20 protein-coding genes and 1 riboswitch are annotated in these 16,276 nt (G+C 37.4%); of the genes, 11 read left to right on the top strand and 9 right to left on the bottom strand.

Going from position 1 to position 16,276, the window contains the following annotated elements:
• Positions 1-63: 63 nt before the first annotated feature.
• The 4 genes from A6E03_RS04525 to A6E03_RS04540 all read left to right on the top strand — a co-directional run bounded on the left by A6E03_RS04525 (position 64) and on the right by A6E03_RS04540 (position 3,236).
• Positions 64-495 carry a cytochrome c gene (locus A6E03_RS04525; protein ID WP_065600254.1) on the top strand — a complete coding sequence of 144 codons (432 nt, stop codon included), beginning with the start codon at positions 64-66 and terminating at the stop codon, positions 493-495.
• A gap of 66 nt (positions 496-561) precedes the next feature.
• Complete coding sequence (locus A6E03_RS04530) at positions 562-1,236, top strand: hypothetical protein (protein WP_065592038.1); 675 nt, start codon at positions 562-564, stop codon at positions 1,234-1,236.
• A gap of 149 nt (positions 1,237-1,385) precedes the next feature.
• Positions 1,386-1,451, top strand: a riboswitch (Fluoride riboswitch).
• Between the two features lie 103 nt (positions 1,452-1,554).
• Positions 1,555-2,247, top strand: a complete 693-nt coding sequence (locus A6E03_RS04535) for an iron-sulfur cluster assembly scaffold protein (protein WP_017021560.1) — start codon at positions 1,555-1,557, stop codon at positions 2,245-2,247.
• A gap of 14 nt (positions 2,248-2,261) precedes the next feature.
• Positions 2,262-3,236, top strand: coding sequence for a GGGtGRT protein (locus tag A6E03_RS04540; RefSeq protein ID WP_065600255.1), 975 nt, complete (start codon positions 2,262-2,264; stop codon positions 3,234-3,236).
• A 75-nt stretch (positions 3,237-3,311) separates the two neighbouring features.
• Here A6E03_RS04540 and A6E03_RS04545 read toward each other — a convergent pair whose 3' ends face one another.
• Positions 3,312-4,196, bottom strand: coding sequence for a LysR family transcriptional regulator (locus tag A6E03_RS04545; RefSeq protein WP_065592036.1), 885 nt, complete (start codon positions 4,194-4,196; stop codon positions 3,312-3,314).
• Between the two features lie 150 nt (positions 4,197-4,346).
• Between A6E03_RS04545 and A6E03_RS04550 the strand changes: the two genes are divergently transcribed.
• Positions 4,347-5,030: a cation transporter gene (locus A6E03_RS04550; RefSeq protein WP_065592035.1), complete on the top strand. Its 684-nt coding sequence runs from the start codon at positions 4,347-4,349 to the stop codon at positions 5,028-5,030.
• Here the strand turns inward: A6E03_RS04550 and A6E03_RS04555 are convergent.
• Positions 5,027-5,470, bottom strand: a complete 444-nt coding sequence (locus A6E03_RS04555; protein ID WP_065592034.1) for an Lrp/AsnC family transcriptional regulator — start codon at positions 5,468-5,470, stop codon at positions 5,027-5,029. The two genes, A6E03_RS04550 and A6E03_RS04555, sit on opposite strands and share 4 nt — an antisense overlap.
• 108 nt (positions 5,471-5,578) lie before the next feature.
• Between A6E03_RS04555 and A6E03_RS04560 the strand changes: the two genes are divergently transcribed.
• Positions 5,579-6,166: a LysE family translocator gene (locus A6E03_RS04560; protein ID WP_065600256.1), complete on the top strand. Its 588-nt coding sequence runs from the start codon at positions 5,579-5,581 to the stop codon at positions 6,164-6,166.
• A 101-nt stretch (positions 6,167-6,267) separates the two neighbouring features.
• Complete coding sequence (locus A6E03_RS04565; protein WP_065600458.1) at positions 6,268-7,107, top strand: hypothetical protein; 840 nt, start codon at positions 6,268-6,270, stop codon at positions 7,105-7,107.
• A gap of 16 nt (positions 7,108-7,123) precedes the next feature.
• Here the strand turns inward: A6E03_RS04565 and A6E03_RS04570 are convergent, their stop codons facing one another.
• On the bottom strand, positions 7,124-8,029 hold the full coding sequence (locus tag A6E03_RS04570) for a LysR family transcriptional regulator (RefSeq protein WP_065600257.1): 906 nt from the start codon (positions 8,027-8,029) through the stop codon (positions 7,124-7,126).
• 178 nt (positions 8,030-8,207) lie between these two features.
• Here A6E03_RS04570 and A6E03_RS04575 point away from each other — a divergent pair, with 178 nt between their 5' ends.
• Entirely contained in the window at positions 8,208-8,729 is a 522-nt protein-coding gene (locus A6E03_RS04575; protein WP_065600258.1) for an NADPH-dependent FMN reductase, read from the top strand.
• A gap of 339 nt (positions 8,730-9,068) precedes the next feature.
• Positions 9,069-10,685, top strand: a complete 1,617-nt coding sequence (locus A6E03_RS04580; RefSeq protein WP_065600259.1) for a mechanosensitive ion channel family protein — start codon at positions 9,069-9,071, stop codon at positions 10,683-10,685.
• 47 nt (positions 10,686-10,732) lie between these two features.
• Here the strand turns inward: A6E03_RS04580 and A6E03_RS04585 are convergent, their stop codons facing one another.
• Positions 10,733-10,948, bottom strand: coding sequence for a hypothetical protein (locus A6E03_RS04585; RefSeq protein WP_065592029.1), 216 nt, complete (start codon positions 10,946-10,948; stop codon positions 10,733-10,735).
• 423 nt (positions 10,949-11,371) lie between these two features.
• Here A6E03_RS04585 and A6E03_RS04590 point away from each other — a divergent pair, with 423 nt between their 5' ends.
• Positions 11,372-11,581, top strand: coding sequence for a cold-shock protein (locus A6E03_RS04590; protein WP_012552262.1), 210 nt, complete (start codon positions 11,372-11,374; stop codon positions 11,579-11,581).
• A 289-nt stretch (positions 11,582-11,870) separates the two neighbouring features.
• Positions 11,871-12,080, top strand: coding sequence for a hypothetical protein (locus tag A6E03_RS04595; protein WP_065592028.1), 210 nt, complete (start codon positions 11,871-11,873; stop codon positions 12,078-12,080).
• Between the two features lie 30 nt (positions 12,081-12,110).
• On the opposite strand, the gene A6E03_RS04600 is transcribed toward A6E03_RS04595, so the two are convergent.
• The 5 genes from A6E03_RS04600 to A6E03_RS04620 are packed head-to-tail and all read right to left on the bottom strand — an operon-like array spanning position 12,111 to position 16,274.
• Entirely contained in the window at positions 12,111-12,776 is a 666-nt protein-coding gene (locus tag A6E03_RS04600) for an HAD family phosphatase (RefSeq protein ID WP_065600260.1), read from the bottom strand.
• Position 12,777: 1 nt separating this feature from the next.
• Positions 12,778-13,797: an ABC transporter ATP-binding protein gene (locus A6E03_RS04605; protein WP_065592026.1), complete on the bottom strand. Its 1,020-nt coding sequence runs from the start codon at positions 13,795-13,797 to the stop codon at positions 12,778-12,780.
• Positions 13,794-14,582, bottom strand: coding sequence for an ABC transporter permease (locus A6E03_RS04610; protein WP_017021573.1), 789 nt, complete (start codon positions 14,580-14,582; stop codon positions 13,794-13,796). Before A6E03_RS04610 ends, A6E03_RS04605 begins: the two co-directional genes overlap by 4 nt.
• Positions 14,569-15,456, bottom strand: coding sequence for an ABC transporter permease subunit (locus tag A6E03_RS04615; protein ID WP_065592025.1), 888 nt, complete (start codon positions 15,454-15,456; stop codon positions 14,569-14,571). Before A6E03_RS04615 ends, A6E03_RS04610 begins: the two co-directional genes overlap by 14 nt.
• Positions 15,453-16,274 carry an alkaline phosphatase family protein gene (locus tag A6E03_RS04620; protein WP_065600459.1) on the bottom strand — a complete coding sequence of 274 codons (822 nt, stop codon included), beginning with the start codon at positions 16,272-16,274 and terminating at the stop codon, positions 15,453-15,455. Before A6E03_RS04620 ends, A6E03_RS04615 begins: the two co-directional genes overlap by 4 nt.
• Positions 16,275-16,276 lie beyond the last annotated feature (2 nt).

Raw genomic sequence — 16,276 nt, forward strand, 5'->3', positions numbered from 1 at the left:
AACTGTTGTTGTGTAAATTAAATGCAACTTGAAGCGAGACAGACATCTATTAGAGAGAAAGTAATGAAAAAATTAGTACTTAGTTTATGTGTTTTACTACCAAATATTGCATTTGCTCAAACGAGTGTTGACCTTATTAACACAAGACAACAGGCTTTTGTACATATCGAAAATCAATCAGAGCAAGTTGAAGGCATGATTGATGAAGATGCGCCTAAGTGGAACGAAATTGAATTGATCAGCCATGAACTTTCTAAACATAGCCAATTACTAACTACAGCATTTCCGGAAGGTAGCCAAGATGGCAGTAAAGCCAAAGAAGCGATATGGAATAAACCTGAAAAGTTTAATCAATTGATGCAAGAGATGGATAGTGGCTTTGTTCAACTTTATCAAGCAAGCCAACAACAAGATAAAGCATTAGCAGAAGCGGGTTTAGAGCAAGCACAAGATATTTGCAATGCGTGCCACCGTTCTTATCGTTCACGTTTTTAAATGCGAGCCCCTTGTTTTTAAAACCACCTTTTAGATAAAGATTATAAAATTAGAGAGAGAAATTTTATGAAAAAATCAATTAAAACAACCTTACTGATTACCTCATTACTTGGTTCTTCAGCGATAGTACAGGCTGCTGATTATGGCGTGACATTAAATTGGAATACGACTGACGCCGATAAAGTTTTGAGTATGATGGATGAGCAGCGTTCAGCATTTGGTGAGTTAATTAAGAATAAAGAAATCAAAGATATGTTCTTAGTAGAAAGTGAAATTGATGGAAAACTAATGGGGATTTTACGTTTTGTTATTGAAGCTGATAACGAAAAAGGCGTAGAAGATAAATTATCTTACCTTCCATTTTATAAAGAGAATTTAGTTAAAATTGAACATATTCAACCCCTTGGAGGTAAGTGGTTAGATAATACTCCAAGTAATAAGAATTATGGGTTAATGTTTAAGTGGGAGGCAGATATTAATGTGTTAGAAATGGATCGAGTGATTGGAATTGATTTGCAGCGTGTCATTGCGCTAAATAAATCGGGTCTAGTTACGTCTTCTTATATCGATACCCAAACAGTAAAAGATGGTTCAACACGACCAACATATTCAGTCTCTATTATGGCAAAAGATGAAGATCATGCACGTGAATTAAGCCAACAATTTGAAGCTGTTTCTCTTGGCTACGCAAAGGTAGAAGTGATGTACTTAGGTTATAAAATTAATATGAAAGCATTATAGTCTTAAATAAAATATGAAATGTTTTAATCATAAAGAGAGAGGGGGGACTCTATCTCTTTATGGTAATTAACATATAAAAATAACCATTATTATGTGAATTTAATCTAAAAACGTTATTGCACGATAATGTGATCTAGGTCTAATATAAAGGCGTACAAGGTGATGGGGTGCCACCTACTTAACCGCCAATATTGGCTGATGACTCCTACAGTAAAGAGAACAGGTGTATCTGTTTGAACGGTCTTTAGTTGATCGCTCTTGGTCTGTAGGTAAATAACACCCTCCTACACCTGTTTTCCTAATCATTGGGAAAATATTATGCAATACGCATCAGAAATTCAAACCATGTGCCCTATTCAAAGAGGCGATCTCCACCCATCAGCTCCTATCCCTGTTGAAGGTCGAATGATTAATCCAAAAGAAGTCATCGCGATTTCAGGATTAAGTCATGGTGTCGGTGCGTGTGCACCTCAACAAGGTGCAGCAAAACTTACCCTAAACGTAAAAGACGGTATCGTCGAAGAAGTACTGATTGAAACGATTGGTTGTTCTGGTATGACGCATTCTGCTGCGATGGCTGCCGAAATTCTTACCGGGAAAACAATCTTAGAAGCAATGAATACCGATTTAGTGTGTGATGCAATTAACGTTGCGATGCGTGAAATCTTCCTTCAATTTGCTTACGGTCGTACTCAATCTGCATTCTCAGAAGGCGGCTTAGAAATAGGCGCGGCTTTAGAAGATTTAGGTAAAACCAAACGAAGTCAAGTAGGAACAAGCTACTCAACTAGCGCCAAAGGCGTTCGTTATATGGAGCTTGCTGAAGGGTATGTGACACGTTTAGGCCTTGATGAAAATAGTGAAGTGATTGGTTATGAATATTTGAATCTTGGAAAAATGATGGCTGATATTGGCAAAGGTGTATCTGCAGATGATGCATTAAAAGCGGCATCAGGTACTTATGGACGCTTCGCTGAAGCGGTAAAAACTGTCGACCCACGTCAAGAATAATTGAGGCCATCATTATGAATACGAATATCCAAACCCTACTTGAAGAAATGAATTTATCTACATTAGATGATGCGTATAACTATTGTCTTGAAATGAACATTGATCCTAAAAAATTGGTCATTGATACTCAACCAATTGCTTTTGATAATGCATGCGATGCTTACACGTTAGGCTCGGCATTGGCGTTATATCGTAAGGCCGGCAGTGCAGCGGCGGCGGCGAATATTATTGGTGAAGGTCTACAAGCATTTTGTAAAAAAGGCAGCGTGGCAGCGCAACGTCAAGTTGGCCTTGGTCACGGTGCTCTAGCGGCTCGTTTATTATCTGATGAGACTCAATGTTTCTCTTTTTTGGCGGGTCATGAATCTTTTGCTGCTGCTGAAGGTGCGATAAAAATCGCACTTAATGCAAACAAATCACGTAATACACCATTAAGGGTTGTGTTGAATGGTTTAGGTAAAGATGCAGCGTACCTTATCTCTCGTATCAATGGTTTTACTTACGTAAGAACGCAATTTAATTATCAAACCGGTGAGTTAGTTGAAGTAGGCAGAAAACGTTTTTCACAAACACAACGCGGTGACATTCTTTGTTATGGTGCTGATGATGTGCGCGAAGGCACAGCAATTATGCATGCGGCAGGAGTTGATGTCAGTATTACGGGTAACTCAACCAATCCTACTCGTTTTCAACATCCTGTTGCTGGTATCTACAAACAAGAACGTTTAGCACAAGGTAAGCCGTATTTCTCTGTTGCATCTGGTGGCGGTACGGGTCGTACATTACACCCAGATAACGTAGCCGCGGGTCCTGCCTCTTATGGTATGACAGATACGATGGGCAGAATGCATGCGGATGCACAATTTGCTGGTAGTTCATCTGTTCCTGCACACGTTGCTATGATGGGCTTTATTGGTATGGGGAATAACCCAATGGTTGGTGCATCAGTTGCGCTTGCGGTTGAAGTTGACCAACGTTTAAATCGATAAATAAACAAGGTTGGAGATAGCTTCTATTTCCAACCTAATAGTTCTTAATCCTATCTAGTTATCTATAAATAACGACTACTCAGACACTTCGAGTAAATAATCTTCAACTTGCTCTGATAACCAATCAATGATTACCCCTCTAGGCATATTTGATTTTGTCATTTCAGCAAAAGATTGCCAATTCATTGCTCGGTTATGTTTAAGTACTTTTAAGGTACCGTCTCGTAAGTGTTCATTAATTAATAATGAAGGAACAGAAGACCAACCTGTTTTATCTAACACTGCATCACGTAAGTGTTCATAAAACGTCAGAGCAATGTACTTACTTGATTTTGGCTCTACAATCATTAATCCATCTTCATCAATGTAGTTCACAATGATTTCCGTATTACTTTCAAGATCGGTTAAATTTACTTTTCGGAGTTGATTGAGAGGATGGTCTTTATGGGCGACAGACATCATTCGTATCTGGCCTAATTCATTTTGCTGAACATGCAGTAATTCATTATTAATAGGTAATAAACCATAAGCGACATCGACAATATTTTGTTCAACCATTTCTTCTAGTTCGGGAGAGGGGGCAACATAAATAGAAATACTGGTGCTAGGAAATTTACGACTCATTTTACCTAAGATTTGACGCCAAATTGCTTCAGGTAGCGCATCATCACGAACGATTCTAATGGTCGAAGCCACGCCATTATTGAATTGAAAGCACTTGTTTTCAATGTCATTGCTAATAAGAGAAATTCGTTGAAAATCATGCACCAAAGATTCACCTATTTCTGTCGCTGTAATGCGATTTCCTGTGCGGGTTAATAACGTTACATTCAACTCATCTTCTAATGCATTTAATGCAGCACTTACTGTTGTTCTGCTTTTTTGAAGTTTACGTGCGGCTTCGGCAATGGAACCTAACTCAACTGTATATAAGAACATTTCAATTTGACTGGTTTTCATGGTCTTGACTCAACAATGTGATGGTAAAACATATATTTAACATTAAGCGACGAATAACCTGACGCTGACTGATTATACTATCACCAATTTCCGTTATATTATGAGCTACATAGATAAAAAAGACGAAAAATAAGTCATGGAGTAAAAAGTATGTCGTATTCAGTTCACAAAGAAAGGCAATTGTTATTAGTCTCAACGTTTTCAGCGTTATTGTTTGCCATGATTGGTATTGCGCTAGGTACGTTAATTCACTCACTCGTTATTATTTTTGATGGAGTATATTCGCTCGTCAGTTTAGGCCTAACGTTAGTTTCTCTAATGGCAGTTTTATACATTCGCAGAAAAGACGTATCAAAGAATATTAAGCGCGTTAAGGTAATTGAGTCTTCAGTTATTTTGCTAAAAGGGATCGCAATTACCTTAATGTGTGTGCTGTCATTTATTGCTGCGATTCAAGCGATAATGGAGGGTGGTCGAGAGGTGAATACGGGTATCGCGTTGGCATTTGGTGTGTTTAGCATGATTGGTTGTTATACCAGTTATTGGGTTATGAAAACTCAAGGTCATGAAGTTAATTCAGCTTTGATTGATGCTGAGGCAAAACAGTGGCTAATGGATACCGTGATCAGTGCTGCAGTGTTTGTTGGTTTTATGATAGCTAAATTATTGTTATTAACGTCATACGCACATTATGCACAACTTGCGGATCCTGTTATGGTCGTTATTGCCTCTATTTACTTTATTATTGTTCCTGTGAAAATGATATTGAGCTCGGCAAAACAATTGCATCAGTTAAGCCGAAATACATTTCTAGCAAAGTATTTACACGCCTAAGTGCGCTCATCTTTAGGTGTGTCCATCACCACTAAGGTTCCAATTGAGTTGACCTGAGAGATCTCTCCAAGCACATTTGAATGAAATTGCTTATAAGAGGATAGACTCTCAGTCTCAACCCGCAATAAGTATTCATTTGAGCCTGTTATATTATGGCACTCAACCACTTCTTTAGAATCCATGATCTGAGCTTCAAACCCCTTCTGAGACTGCTTACTGTGGTTCGATAAACCAATGGTTACATACGCAATAAAACCTACCCCGCATTTACTAGGGTTTAATACCGCTCGGTAGCCTTGAATCGTTTGGTTTCTTTCTAATTCTTGTACTCGTCTGAGGGTTGCAGAAGGAGATAATCCTATGCGCTCTGATAGCTCAACATTAGTCAGTCGACCACTCAATCTCAACTCTTGCAATATTCTCTCGTCAAACCTATCCATAGCGACTAATCCTTGCGTATTAAATTTATTTTAAGCAAATATAGACAGAAAATTTACTCAGTCTCGCATTAAGATACAAGCAGAATTTACTTTTATAAGATGCTTATTATGGATTACACCTATTTACTTGCTTTAACCACATTTGCTTTTGTTGGTGCGTTTACACCTGGACCAAATAACATCATGTTGATGACTTCAGGTGCGAACGTTGGTTTTGTGCGAACTATTCCTCATATGCTGGGTGTGATCTTCGGTTTTGCGTTTATGCTGATATTAGTAGGATTTGGTTTGGTTCAAATTTTTCAGACCTATCCACAACTAGAGAAAGCATTACAAATTATCAGTGCTGTTTATTTATTGTATCTGGCGTATAAAATTGCGAGCAGTAAGCCTGTAGATAATATTAATGGCGATTATAAACCGATGTCTTTTTTACAAGCCGCGAGCTTTCAGTGGATCAACCCAAAAGGATGGTCAATGGCGTTATCGGTAATGAGTATTTACGCGACCAGTGCTGATATGTTTAGTGTGTTTCTGATCGCATTCGTGTTTATTTGTATTAATGTACCAACCGTTAGCTTTTGGACTGCCGCAGGAAAACAGTTACAAAAAAGATTAACGAAACCGAGTCATTTGAAAATATTTAACTACAGCATGGCTGGGTTATTAATAGGTTCTATGGTGATGGGATTGTAATTATTTCTAGCTGATTGCCTTGTTAAGACAATGTAAGCGACTTGGATATGTTATCTTTAAACATACCAATCCGTAATTACACGATTAATAAGGCCAATTTTATGATTCGACCTCTCTTTCTGCTTGCAATGCTTATTTTTACCTCGCTTTCAATTCAAGCTGAAGAAGTGAGTTACTCAGAACAAGAGTACTTAGATCGACCATTAATGGAGCGCTACATTCTTGATGAATTAAAAGCATTACGGACAGATCAGCAAGACTTAGAAAAAAGAATGATTATCCAAATTACAGACAGAGAGCTTGCTGTTGCGGACAAGTCTCTTAATTATTCTAATGTAACCGTGACCTATTTTTTCTATGTTATTGCCGCCGTTGCTTCTTTGGTTGCCTTGATTGGTTGGCAATCTCTAAAGGAAATGAAGCAAAACACGAGAGAGATGGCAGATAAACAACTTAATAAAATTGCCCAGGATTATGAAAAGAAGTTTGTCGCCTTAGAGCGAGATTTAAAACGTAAAACTCGAATAATTACAGAAAATAATCGTGAAATTGAAATTATCAATGAAGTGCATAATCTATGGCTGAGAGCTCAAAGTGTTCAAACGGCCGAACAGAAAATGGGTGTTTATGATGAGATCTTAACGGTTAGACCGGGTGATTTAGAAGCATTAACATATAAAGCCGATGCAGCAATGGAAATGCGTGAGTTCCATTGGGCATTAAACCTGTGTAATCGAGTGCTAGAAGTGGATGATAAAAACGCACATGCACTGTTTCAACGTGCGTGTGCGTATGCTCAATTGGGTGCAGAAGTTCAGGCTATTGATGATTTACAACGTTCTATTAATGCAAGCTCTTCAATGCGTGAGCTTGTTGGTGAAGAAACAGATTTTGACCCATTACGAGGTCTTGAGCGTTTTGAAGCCTTACTAGAAGAATAACCGTCCACTCTTGTTATTACTTATCTCCAAGGTGCTCTGTGATGAAATCTAAAAAGCAGCGCACCTTCCCTGACATATTCTTTCTACTTGGATATACCATAAATACATCAATTATGATTTTTGGATAATCTGCAAATAACTCGACGAGTTGCCCTGTTTCTAGTTCGTTTCTTAAATGGAAACGAGGGATGCGTGTAATACCTTCTCCTTCAACACACAAGGAGACCTCCATAAATGAATTATTGGTAATGAGCTGGCTTTGTATTGGCACCGTAAAATGCTGATTATCTTTATCAATAAAGTCCCATACTAATCCTTGTTTTACATAACTATAACTGATGGTTTTATGATTTGTTAGATCGTTAGGATGTGCTGGTGAGCCGTGTTTTTTCAAGTAATCTGGAGATGCAATCACAATGCCTTCAGAGCGTAAAAAACGGCGGCTGATTAAACTGGAATCTTCAAGTTGATGCGAGGCTCTAATCGCAAGATCAAACCCTTCCGCTACAATATCAATTTTCCTGTCATTAAGATCTAATTCTAAAATGATGTCAGGATAACGATCTGTGAATTTAGAAATAATAGGACGCAAACGGGATAAGGCAAAACCAACGGGACAACTAACGCGCAGCTTTCCTTTGGGTTTATCTTGTTGCCCTGTTAAGGCATTCTCTGCCATTTGAGCATCTTCCATCAATTGCTGGCATTGCTGAAAATACAATTCACCTTCAGGAGTTAAGCGTAGGGTACGAGTTGTACGATGAAGTAAGCGAACGGCTAAGCGTTCTTCCAATTTGCCAACTTCTTTACTTATATAAGAGGTTGAATGGCCGCTGTTGTGTGCCGCTTGAGTAAAGCTGCCAGAGTTCACGACTTCAACAAAAATTACCATCCCATCAAATAAAGCTGAATTGAACGCCATTAATCTGCCTCTTAGGTTGTATTACCAGTCATATGGAAACAATCATTGCACATTTAGGCTATTAATCAATATTTGTAATTAAACTATAGTTACTTCATCGCAAAAAAATAGAATGACATTGAAAAGAGAAAAGTATCACCTACTCTTTTTACTCAAATAGATTAAGTAAGGAATAACCATGAAAGTATTAGCACTAGCTGCAAGCAATAGTTCAACATCAATTAATAAATTATTAGCAACTTACGCAGCTGGTCTAGTGCCTAATGCAGATGTTGAATTATTAGATTTAAATGATTTTGAAATGCCAATTTTCAGTGAAGATAAAGAAAAAGAACTAGGTCAACCAGATCTTGCGAAACGTTTTTTCCAAAAGATTGGTGAAGCGGATGCGATTATTATTTCATACGCAGAACACAACGGTTCATATACAGCGGCATTTAAAAATGTATTTGATTGGACATCTCGTATTGATATGAAGGTATATCAAAGCAAGCCTATGATTATGTTAGCGACGTCTCCAGGTCCTGGTGGTGCAGCAACAGTACTTGCTGCGGCAACAGGTTCAGCCCCTTATTTTGCAGCAGAAGTGAAAGGTTCGCTGTCTATTCCTAGTTTTTACGATAATTTTGACATGGAAAAAGGTGAGTTAAAAAATGAAGCGCTAGCTCAGAAATTGAAAGCAATTATTACTGAGCTATAAATAATGATAAAGCGATTTTAACGGATTATTCATATGTGAAAGGGCGTATTTATTTTATATAGATACGCCCTTTTTATTGTTTTAAAAATGAATAGTAGCGATGTTAATTAACATGTCTCATGAGAATACAGAAAAGCTGAATTAAATTATATTAACGATATCAAATACACATTGAAACATAACGGAGTAAAGTGTCACTCAGTAAATTTATTTTTAAATCACAAATTATCAACAAGTGAGCGTAATATCATCATTTATCACTATTATTGATAAGAGTTATGCACGAGAATAGACAGGCTTAGATTATTATATAGTCATGATTTATATAGGACGTTTTTTATGATTAAGAAATATGTGGCTTTGTTGCTATTGATGGTTAGCTTTATTACGCCAACTTACGCACAAAGTATTAATGAAATTAAAGTTACACAACAAAAATTACAGGAACGCTTAGTTCAGTTATCTACTGCTGATCCAGCCGATAAACTGTTTTTTGAAGATGTATTACGTCGACAAAATGAAACCGTTCGAGCGGACATAGCATTAGAGCTCCAAGAAGATCCAAAGAGCGCTGAATTAACTGGTTTAGTTCAGTCTGAAATGAAATTGATTAATCAATTATTAGCTTATAGTCAAAAAGAGCTAATTCGAATTACTAAAGCATCAAGAAAAGCAAGTGGTGATGAGAAGGCTGATTTGCAATTTGCGGCTCAAAAGCGTCTTGGTTTGATGGATCAATACTACGTAGAAGCATTTGAAACGTTGTCTTGGGGTGAAGAATTAAATATTGATTTTTCGAAACAAGAAAAAATAATTTTAAAAGAATTAGAAACCCGTGCTGATCTTTTATTTAACGTCATTCATTATCTTAATACTCAACGAAGTGATATCGCTAAACGTTTGAAATTTGCCTCAGAAGAACAAAAAGCAACGTTGAAGCACAATGCTGTGAATTTAACAGAGCGTATTTCATTAATGGTTGCAAGCTTACAAGCGACAACAGGGTTAATGGAAGAAAATGGCGTTGATATTACAAAATATAAACAACTTATTTTCTCAATGACTGGGGATATTAACAGTGATGTACTTGATTTAGGTGTTGCTTATGGGCTTCTGGAAGGATGGGGTAATAGCTTTAAAGAATGGGGTATTCAGAATGCTCCCTCTTTAATATTTAAAGTGCTTATATTCTTCATTATTCTTTGGGTTGCTCGTCTTCTCTCTCAGCTTGCGAGAAAAACGATTAAACACAGTGTTTCGCATTCTAAAATGAAGTTCAGCCGTTTGATGCAAGATTTCTTTGTATCAATGGGGACTAAGCTAGTTATGTTGATTGGTATTTTGATCGCATTATCTCAAGTAGGTATTGATCTAGGTCCATTACTGGCTGGTTTTGGTGTTGCTGGTGTCGTTATCGGTTTTGCATTAAAAGACACATTGTCAAACTTTGCATCAGGAATGATGATTCTTATCTATCGTCCATTTGATGTTAATGACTTAGTGGAGATTGCTGGTATCACAGGTAAAGTGAGCCACATGAACTTGGTTTCAACAACAATTAAAACCGTTGATAACCAAAACTTGGTCTTCCCAAATAATAAGATTTGGGGTGATGTAATTAAGAATGTAACGGTTGAGACGGTGCGACGTGTCGATATGGTTTTTGGTATTGGTTACCAAGATGATATTGAAAAAGCAAAATCTATCTTTAATGATATTTTGTTAAGCCATCCAAAAGTATTAAAATCGCCTGAGCACATGATTAAACTGCATACGTTAAATGAATCATCAGTAGATTTCGTTGTTCGCCCATGGGTGAAGACGGATGATTATTGGGATGTGTATTGGGAAGTCACTGAAGCGGTTAAGAAACGTTTTGATGTGGAAGGTGTTAGCATTCCATTCCCACAAAGAGATCTTCATATCTATAGACATGACGCTGAAATTCAACAGTAAATACAAATAAAAAATAGCGGCCAACTTGGCCGCTATTTTTTTATCTATTATTCTGAACCATCGTCTGTTTTTGTCATAACGGTTGACGGTTTTTTAAATTTCTTGATGACAAATGAAATCACAAAACAGATGGCACCAACAATCAGAGCTGAACGTAAAATGGTGAATCCATCATGCTCTAATTGTTGTATATGAGGGCCTACAGAAGCGAATAAACGTAGACTGAAAAAGGCGAGTAGAATAAATGGGACTATTTTTTTCATACGTTATTACTCCGCTAAATAGGGATGTGATGGCTTATTTATAAAGTTATCATAGCTAAAGAGGGGGATGATTTAATCGATTTTCTTGGTAATGTTAGATTTCGATTTTGTTTAATACCGTTTAAGTTGACGTGATTTGGATAAAAAATACAGTTGTAACTTATTGATATTATTAAATCTGATTGTCAATGAGCAAAAAAAAATGAAGAAAAAACTTTACAATATTTGGTACTAAGGTATTATCCATCTCGCTCTGTTGCTCAGAGTTGTTAATGAACATCAAGTAAAAGTAAGCCTTAGTATTTCTTCGTAATGTCGTTATTCTCAGTGTTTCCCTTAGCTTTGTCGTCACATTTAATAATTCAAGCTCTAAGCGCATCGCATTATGCGATTTTTTATGAATTTAAATATAAGGGACATCACATGTCTAAAACAACTGGTATCGTTAAATGGTTTAACGAAGAGAAAGGTTTCGGTTTTATCACTCAAGATAACGGCGGCGCTGACGTATTCGTACATTTCCGTGCTATCGCTTCAGAGGGTTTCAAAACTCTTGCTGAAGGCCAAAAAGTTTCTTTTGAAGTTGAGCAAGGCCAAAAAGGCCCTCAAGCTGCTAACGTTGTAGCTGCTTAATTTCAAATAAGTTGCGTAGATGGTATTTATACCATCTGCGCTACTTTTAAATATTGTTAACACTCGATTTAGTTCTACTCTGTAAGATATAAACATTTCAAACATCTGCTCCTGTTTTGTACTTGTCATAAAATCTCTTAGTTATCCTTACTATCCTAGTTTTAATCTAATCATTTTCTGTAACATCAATCTATTACATAATTTAAATTAATTTTTTGGCCTCATTGTATTTAAAAAGCACAGGTTAAAAAATAATCATATTTTCTATTTATAAATCCAAAGGTACTAAATGAACGTAAGTTTTACTATTTTCAAAGATAATGTTTCATGGGACGCTCCAATTCACCAACTAAACAGTGATGTTTTATTGCGTAATGTCTTAATCAAAGGCAATTTGAATACGTTTGATATTCAATTTTCATATTGTGAAGAGACGGGCGAAGGAAGTATTACCAATAGCGATAATCACTCTATTGGCAATTTTTTAATTTCTTACTAATTAATCACGTTTTTAGATTTAATTGAATTTTTATTGGCTTCCCCAAAATAGCACAGGCCAATTATTCTTCTCTGAATAGCTTTTTAGTGGTTCACAAGGATTTACCAAGTACGTATGGTCCACGTACAAACACAATGGTAAATCGTTGATAGAATCAGTATAAAAGTGAATATCAGAATAGGTATTCTTTTCTTCACCTAACCATTCCGTTAATCGCGTTACTTTCCCTTCTCTATAGCTTGCCGTTCCTAATATATGGCGAGTGTAACAACCATTTTTTTCTTTCAAATCAATACCAATTGCATGTTCAATGCCGATTTTTTTAGCGACGGCGTTGACTAAAAATGTGATTGATGCAGAGATGATAACAATATCAATGTTATCGTTTTTTAATTCTTGAATGAGCATTTTTGCTTCGGGAAACAATAAAGGCAAAATTCGCTCTTCGACACATTCTTCCGTAAGTTCTGTGATTTTTTCTTTTGCCACTGCTTTCAATGGGTGCATTGAGAAGGCAAGATAATCTTCCATATCCATCAAACCCCGCGAATACAGTGCCATTAAACGTTTATCTTCCGTTAAAAAGCTAGGATCCGTGACAATTCCTTTATCCACTAAGAACTCATTCCAAATCATGGCACAATCACCGTTGATCAACGTGTCATCCATATCAAATACGTACAATGGCTGCGTCATACTAAGCTCTCACTGGTTGAATTTCGTTAAGATTAAAGAGTAAGTCTAGTGTACTTCCTGCGGCTAACAGCCTCTCTGAAGAACGATTTAATAAATCGACGGTAAGATCGCAATTATTTACATCGACTTGGTAGCGAATAACATTACCAAGTAATTGGTGGCTCTTAATAATGCCTTGTTTTGGTGCTGAAATATGCTCGGCATAGTGTCGACCTTCTTCTTTTACATAAATCGATTCTGGACGAATGGCGACTTTCCATTCAGTTTCAATATCAAAGAGTTGTTTTGCTTTTGGTGCATCCACCAAGTTGTAGTGTCCCATGAAACCAGCTACAAACTCATTTGCAGGTTGGGTGTATATTTCTTCTGGTGATCCTTGTTGAACGATTTCGCCTTGATTCATTAAAAAGATGCGATCGGACATGATCATCGCTTCTTCTTGATCGTGAGTGACAAAAATAGTGGTTAAATTCAGTTCTTTTTGAATATCTCGAATCTGTTGGCGAAGGCGTTTTCTGATCTTTGCATCTAATGCCGATAATGGCTCATCCAGTAATAATATTCTAGGTTTTACAACTAACGCACGAGCCAATGCAACTCGTTGACGTTGTCCGCCAGAAAGTTGATGTGGGTAGCGATCTTCTTTGCCATTCAAATCAACCAATTCAATGACTTTATTTACCTCTTTTTCGACTGTATGTGCATCGATTTTTTTCATTTTCAAACCAAATGCAATGTTTTCTTTTACGGTCATATTGGGGAATAAGGCATAAGATTGAAACACCATCCCAATACCACGTTGTTGTGGTGTTTGGTTTGTGATGTTTTCGCCATTTACCCAAACTTCGCCGTTATTGATAGGGTCTAAGCCCGTTAAGCTACGAAGTAGTGTTGATTTACCACAACCACTTGGGCCTAATAACGTGATGAATTCCCCTTTTTCGATATTGAAACTCACATCTTCAAATACGGTATTATCACCAAAACGTTTCGTTAATTTATTTACGCTTACATAGCTCATGATTTGATCCCTTGGCTAAAACGACTTGCTAGCCAAGTCAGTAAAAAGATGAATAAGAAATAGGTCATTACTAATGCAGACGTAAAGTGTCCGCTTGTTTGTCGCATGTTATAGAGGTAGATTTGCAGAGTTTCATAACGCGTGCCGACTAAGATGTTGGCAAACACAAATTCACCCAGTAAAAATGAAAAGGATAAGAAGAGTGATGCCATTAATCCTTTTCTTAAATTCGGAAGAATGATCAAGAGAAAGGCTTTGGTTGTACTTGCTCCTAGTAAATGAGCTGCATCCATTAGATCGTGTAAATTGATGGCTTCAAAACTATTTGCGACAGCGCGGTACATAAATGGCAATGCAATAGTGAAATAGGTTCCGATTAGTATCCAGGGTGTTCCAACTAAAGGGATACTACTGTCAGCATAGATTTGCAATAACCCAACGGATGACACGACAGGTGGAACCGCAAAGGGTAAGAGAATGAGAATGTTCATCACTTTATCGAGTTTTGGGAAGTAATAAAACACAACAAAAATAGCGGGAATAATCAGTACAACACTCAACGTTAATGCGGCGAGACCAATAAATAATGAACGCCCAAATGCAGCGATGAAACGCTCGTCTGTTAATAGTTGTCCATACCAGTTCAAAGTGAATCCATCTGGAAGGATTGTCGCCCCCCAGCGTGAAGACATCGAGTACACAAACGTCGCGATAATTGGGATCATCATGATACCGACAATAGAATAAACGACTGATTTGTGAAAGGTGGCGTTAACGTTTTGCATGATAACTCCTAGTAATAAGCCATTGATTAATTAGGGTAATGAAGGCCAGTATTGCCATTAAGATGACAGAAATTGCGGCGGCTAAATTTGGCTCTAAGAATAAATCCCCAGAAACAAGACTCGCAATACGAACGGTAATGACGTTGTAGTTACCATTGGTGAGAGCATACACACTGGCGTAAGCACCAATGGCATTAGCGATTAAAATGATGAAGGTGCCGAGTAATGCGGGTGATAACACGGGTAAGGCGATTTTTGTCCAGTATTGCCATGTTTTTGCACCAAGTAGTGCTGAAGCGGCCTGCCAATCATCGCTTAATGCATCAAACGCGGGATAAAGTAATAAAACACCCAAAGGGATTTGGAAGTAAATATAAAGCGTGAGTAAGCCCCATTGGCCATATAAATTAAAATCATCAATGAGACCATATTGCTTGAGTAGCAAAGTGAATGCGCCATTAACGCCTAGAATAATAATGAAGGCAAAAGAGAGCGGTACGCCTGAGAAGTTACTGCTCATATTGGTAAAGGCTATAACGCCATCACGAATTTTGCTGTCAATTCTTCGTAATGATGAAACCAACAAAGTAGCAATTGCGAGCCCAATAAAACTCGACCAAATAGCCAACCATAAACTGTTACTAAACCCTTGTAGCATAAAGCTTGAATCGAATATTTCGTGATAGTTTTCAAAAGAGTATTCATCTTCATAAACAAAACTATTGATGAACACCCAAATCATCGGAGCTAATTGAAATAAATAGAAAAATAATGCCAATGGAGCGAGCCAAATCGCAGGCTTTATTTTATGTAACCACAATGGTAATCGCTTACTTGGGTTGTTTTTAGAATGAGTGACTACAGAACTACTCATAATGCTAATAATTCCTGAGAATAAGGTTTGTCGTGTTCAAGTGCCAATAATTGACATATAGAACCGCAGATATCGGTTTGCTTTAGCTTTATGTTTTTAAGATCTGGATCTTGATGACTAAAACGATGACCAATGACAAATAAAGGAACCTCACGTTCTTCTGGTAAGATCCCACCGTGTGATAAGTCGTTATTCATGCCGTGATCACTGGTAATGAGGATCTGATAACCATCGCGAACCCAATCATCAATATAATTAGACAGAATAATATCGGCCACGCGTGCGCTGTTTCTGTATTGGCGAGAATCTAAGCCAAATTTATGCCCAATATCATCAATGTTCATTGGGTGAATTAATAAGAAATTGGGTTGGTGAGTACGACGAAGGTGCTCTGCATCTAGAAATAATGCTTCATCTGGATAGTGATCCCAATGATAAAAACAACCATGTTGAATATTCAGATTTTCATCATCAGTAAAGCGATCACGTACTGCATGATAAGGGGCGATATTATAAAGTTCGCTGACCCAATGATAAGCGGCAGCCGCTGTTTTTAGCCCTTGTTTTCTGGCTAAGCTGAATACCGATTCATGATGAGATAAACGCACTATATTGTTGTTTACAATGCCACTTTCGACTGGAGACACACCGGTGAGTAGGCACTCATAGAGTGGGCGAGACATCGACGGCAATTCAGATTGAATTTTATATAGCGTTGTTCTTTGGTGCTCAATTAACCCATTTAAGTAGCCCATGCAATCGCGGGCTACTTGGTAATTAAGTCCATCAAGAACAACAAGGATAACCTTATTGTTCATAG

Origin of the sequence: Aliivibrio sp. 1S128, from assembly GCF_001691065.1 — a bacterium.
Taxonomy (GTDB): Bacteria; Pseudomonadota; Gammaproteobacteria; order Enterobacterales; family Vibrionaceae; genus Aliivibrio.

Coding starts and splice junctions, on each gene's coding strand:
- A6E03_RS04525 (WP_065600254.1), top strand. CDS start 64: ATGAAAAAATTAGTACTTAGTTTATGTGTTTTACTACCAAATATTGCA.
- A6E03_RS04530 (WP_065592038.1), top strand. CDS start 562: ATGAAAAAATCAATTAAAACAACCTTACTGATTACCTCATTACTTGGT.
- A6E03_RS04535 (WP_017021560.1), top strand. CDS start 1,555: ATGCAATACGCATCAGAAATTCAAACCATGTGCCCTATTCAAAGAGGC.
- A6E03_RS04540 (WP_065600255.1), top strand. CDS start 2,262: ATGAATACGAATATCCAAACCCTACTTGAAGAAATGAATTTATCTACA.
- A6E03_RS04545 (WP_065592036.1), bottom strand. CDS start 4,196: ATGAAAACCAGTCAAATTGAAATGTTCTTATATACAGTTGAGTTAGGT.
- A6E03_RS04550 (WP_065592035.1), top strand. CDS start 4,347: ATGTCGTATTCAGTTCACAAAGAAAGGCAATTGTTATTAGTCTCAACG.
- A6E03_RS04555 (WP_065592034.1), bottom strand. CDS start 5,470: ATGGATAGGTTTGACGAGAGAATATTGCAAGAGTTGAGATTGAGTGGT.
- A6E03_RS04560 (WP_065600256.1), top strand. CDS start 5,579: ATGGATTACACCTATTTACTTGCTTTAACCACATTTGCTTTTGTTGGT.
- A6E03_RS04565 (WP_065600458.1), top strand. CDS start 6,268: ATGATTCGACCTCTCTTTCTGCTTGCAATGCTTATTTTTACCTCGCTT.
- A6E03_RS04570 (WP_065600257.1), bottom strand. CDS start 8,029: ATGGCGTTCAATTCAGCTTTATTTGATGGGATGGTAATTTTTGTTGAA.
- A6E03_RS04575 (WP_065600258.1), top strand. CDS start 8,208: ATGAAAGTATTAGCACTAGCTGCAAGCAATAGTTCAACATCAATTAAT.
- A6E03_RS04580 (WP_065600259.1), top strand. CDS start 9,069: ATGATTAAGAAATATGTGGCTTTGTTGCTATTGATGGTTAGCTTTATT.
- A6E03_RS04585 (WP_065592029.1), bottom strand. CDS start 10,948: ATGAAAAAAATAGTCCCATTTATTCTACTCGCCTTTTTCAGTCTACGT.
- A6E03_RS04590 (WP_012552262.1), top strand. CDS start 11,372: ATGTCTAAAACAACTGGTATCGTTAAATGGTTTAACGAAGAGAAAGGT.
- A6E03_RS04595 (WP_065592028.1), top strand. CDS start 11,871: ATGAACGTAAGTTTTACTATTTTCAAAGATAATGTTTCATGGGACGCT.
- A6E03_RS04600 (WP_065600260.1), bottom strand. CDS start 12,776: ATGACGCAGCCATTGTACGTATTTGATATGGATGACACGTTGATCAAC.
- A6E03_RS04605 (WP_065592026.1), bottom strand. CDS start 13,797: ATGAGCTATGTAAGCGTAAATAAATTAACGAAACGTTTTGGTGATAAT.
- A6E03_RS04610 (WP_017021573.1), bottom strand. CDS start 14,582: ATGCAAAACGTTAACGCCACCTTTCACAAATCAGTCGTTTATTCTATT.
- A6E03_RS04615 (WP_065592025.1), bottom strand. CDS start 15,456: ATGAGTAGTTCTGTAGTCACTCATTCTAAAAACAACCCAAGTAAGCGA.
- A6E03_RS04620 (WP_065600459.1), bottom strand. CDS start 16,274: ATGAACAATAAGGTTATCCTTGTTGTTCTTGATGGACTTAATTACCAA.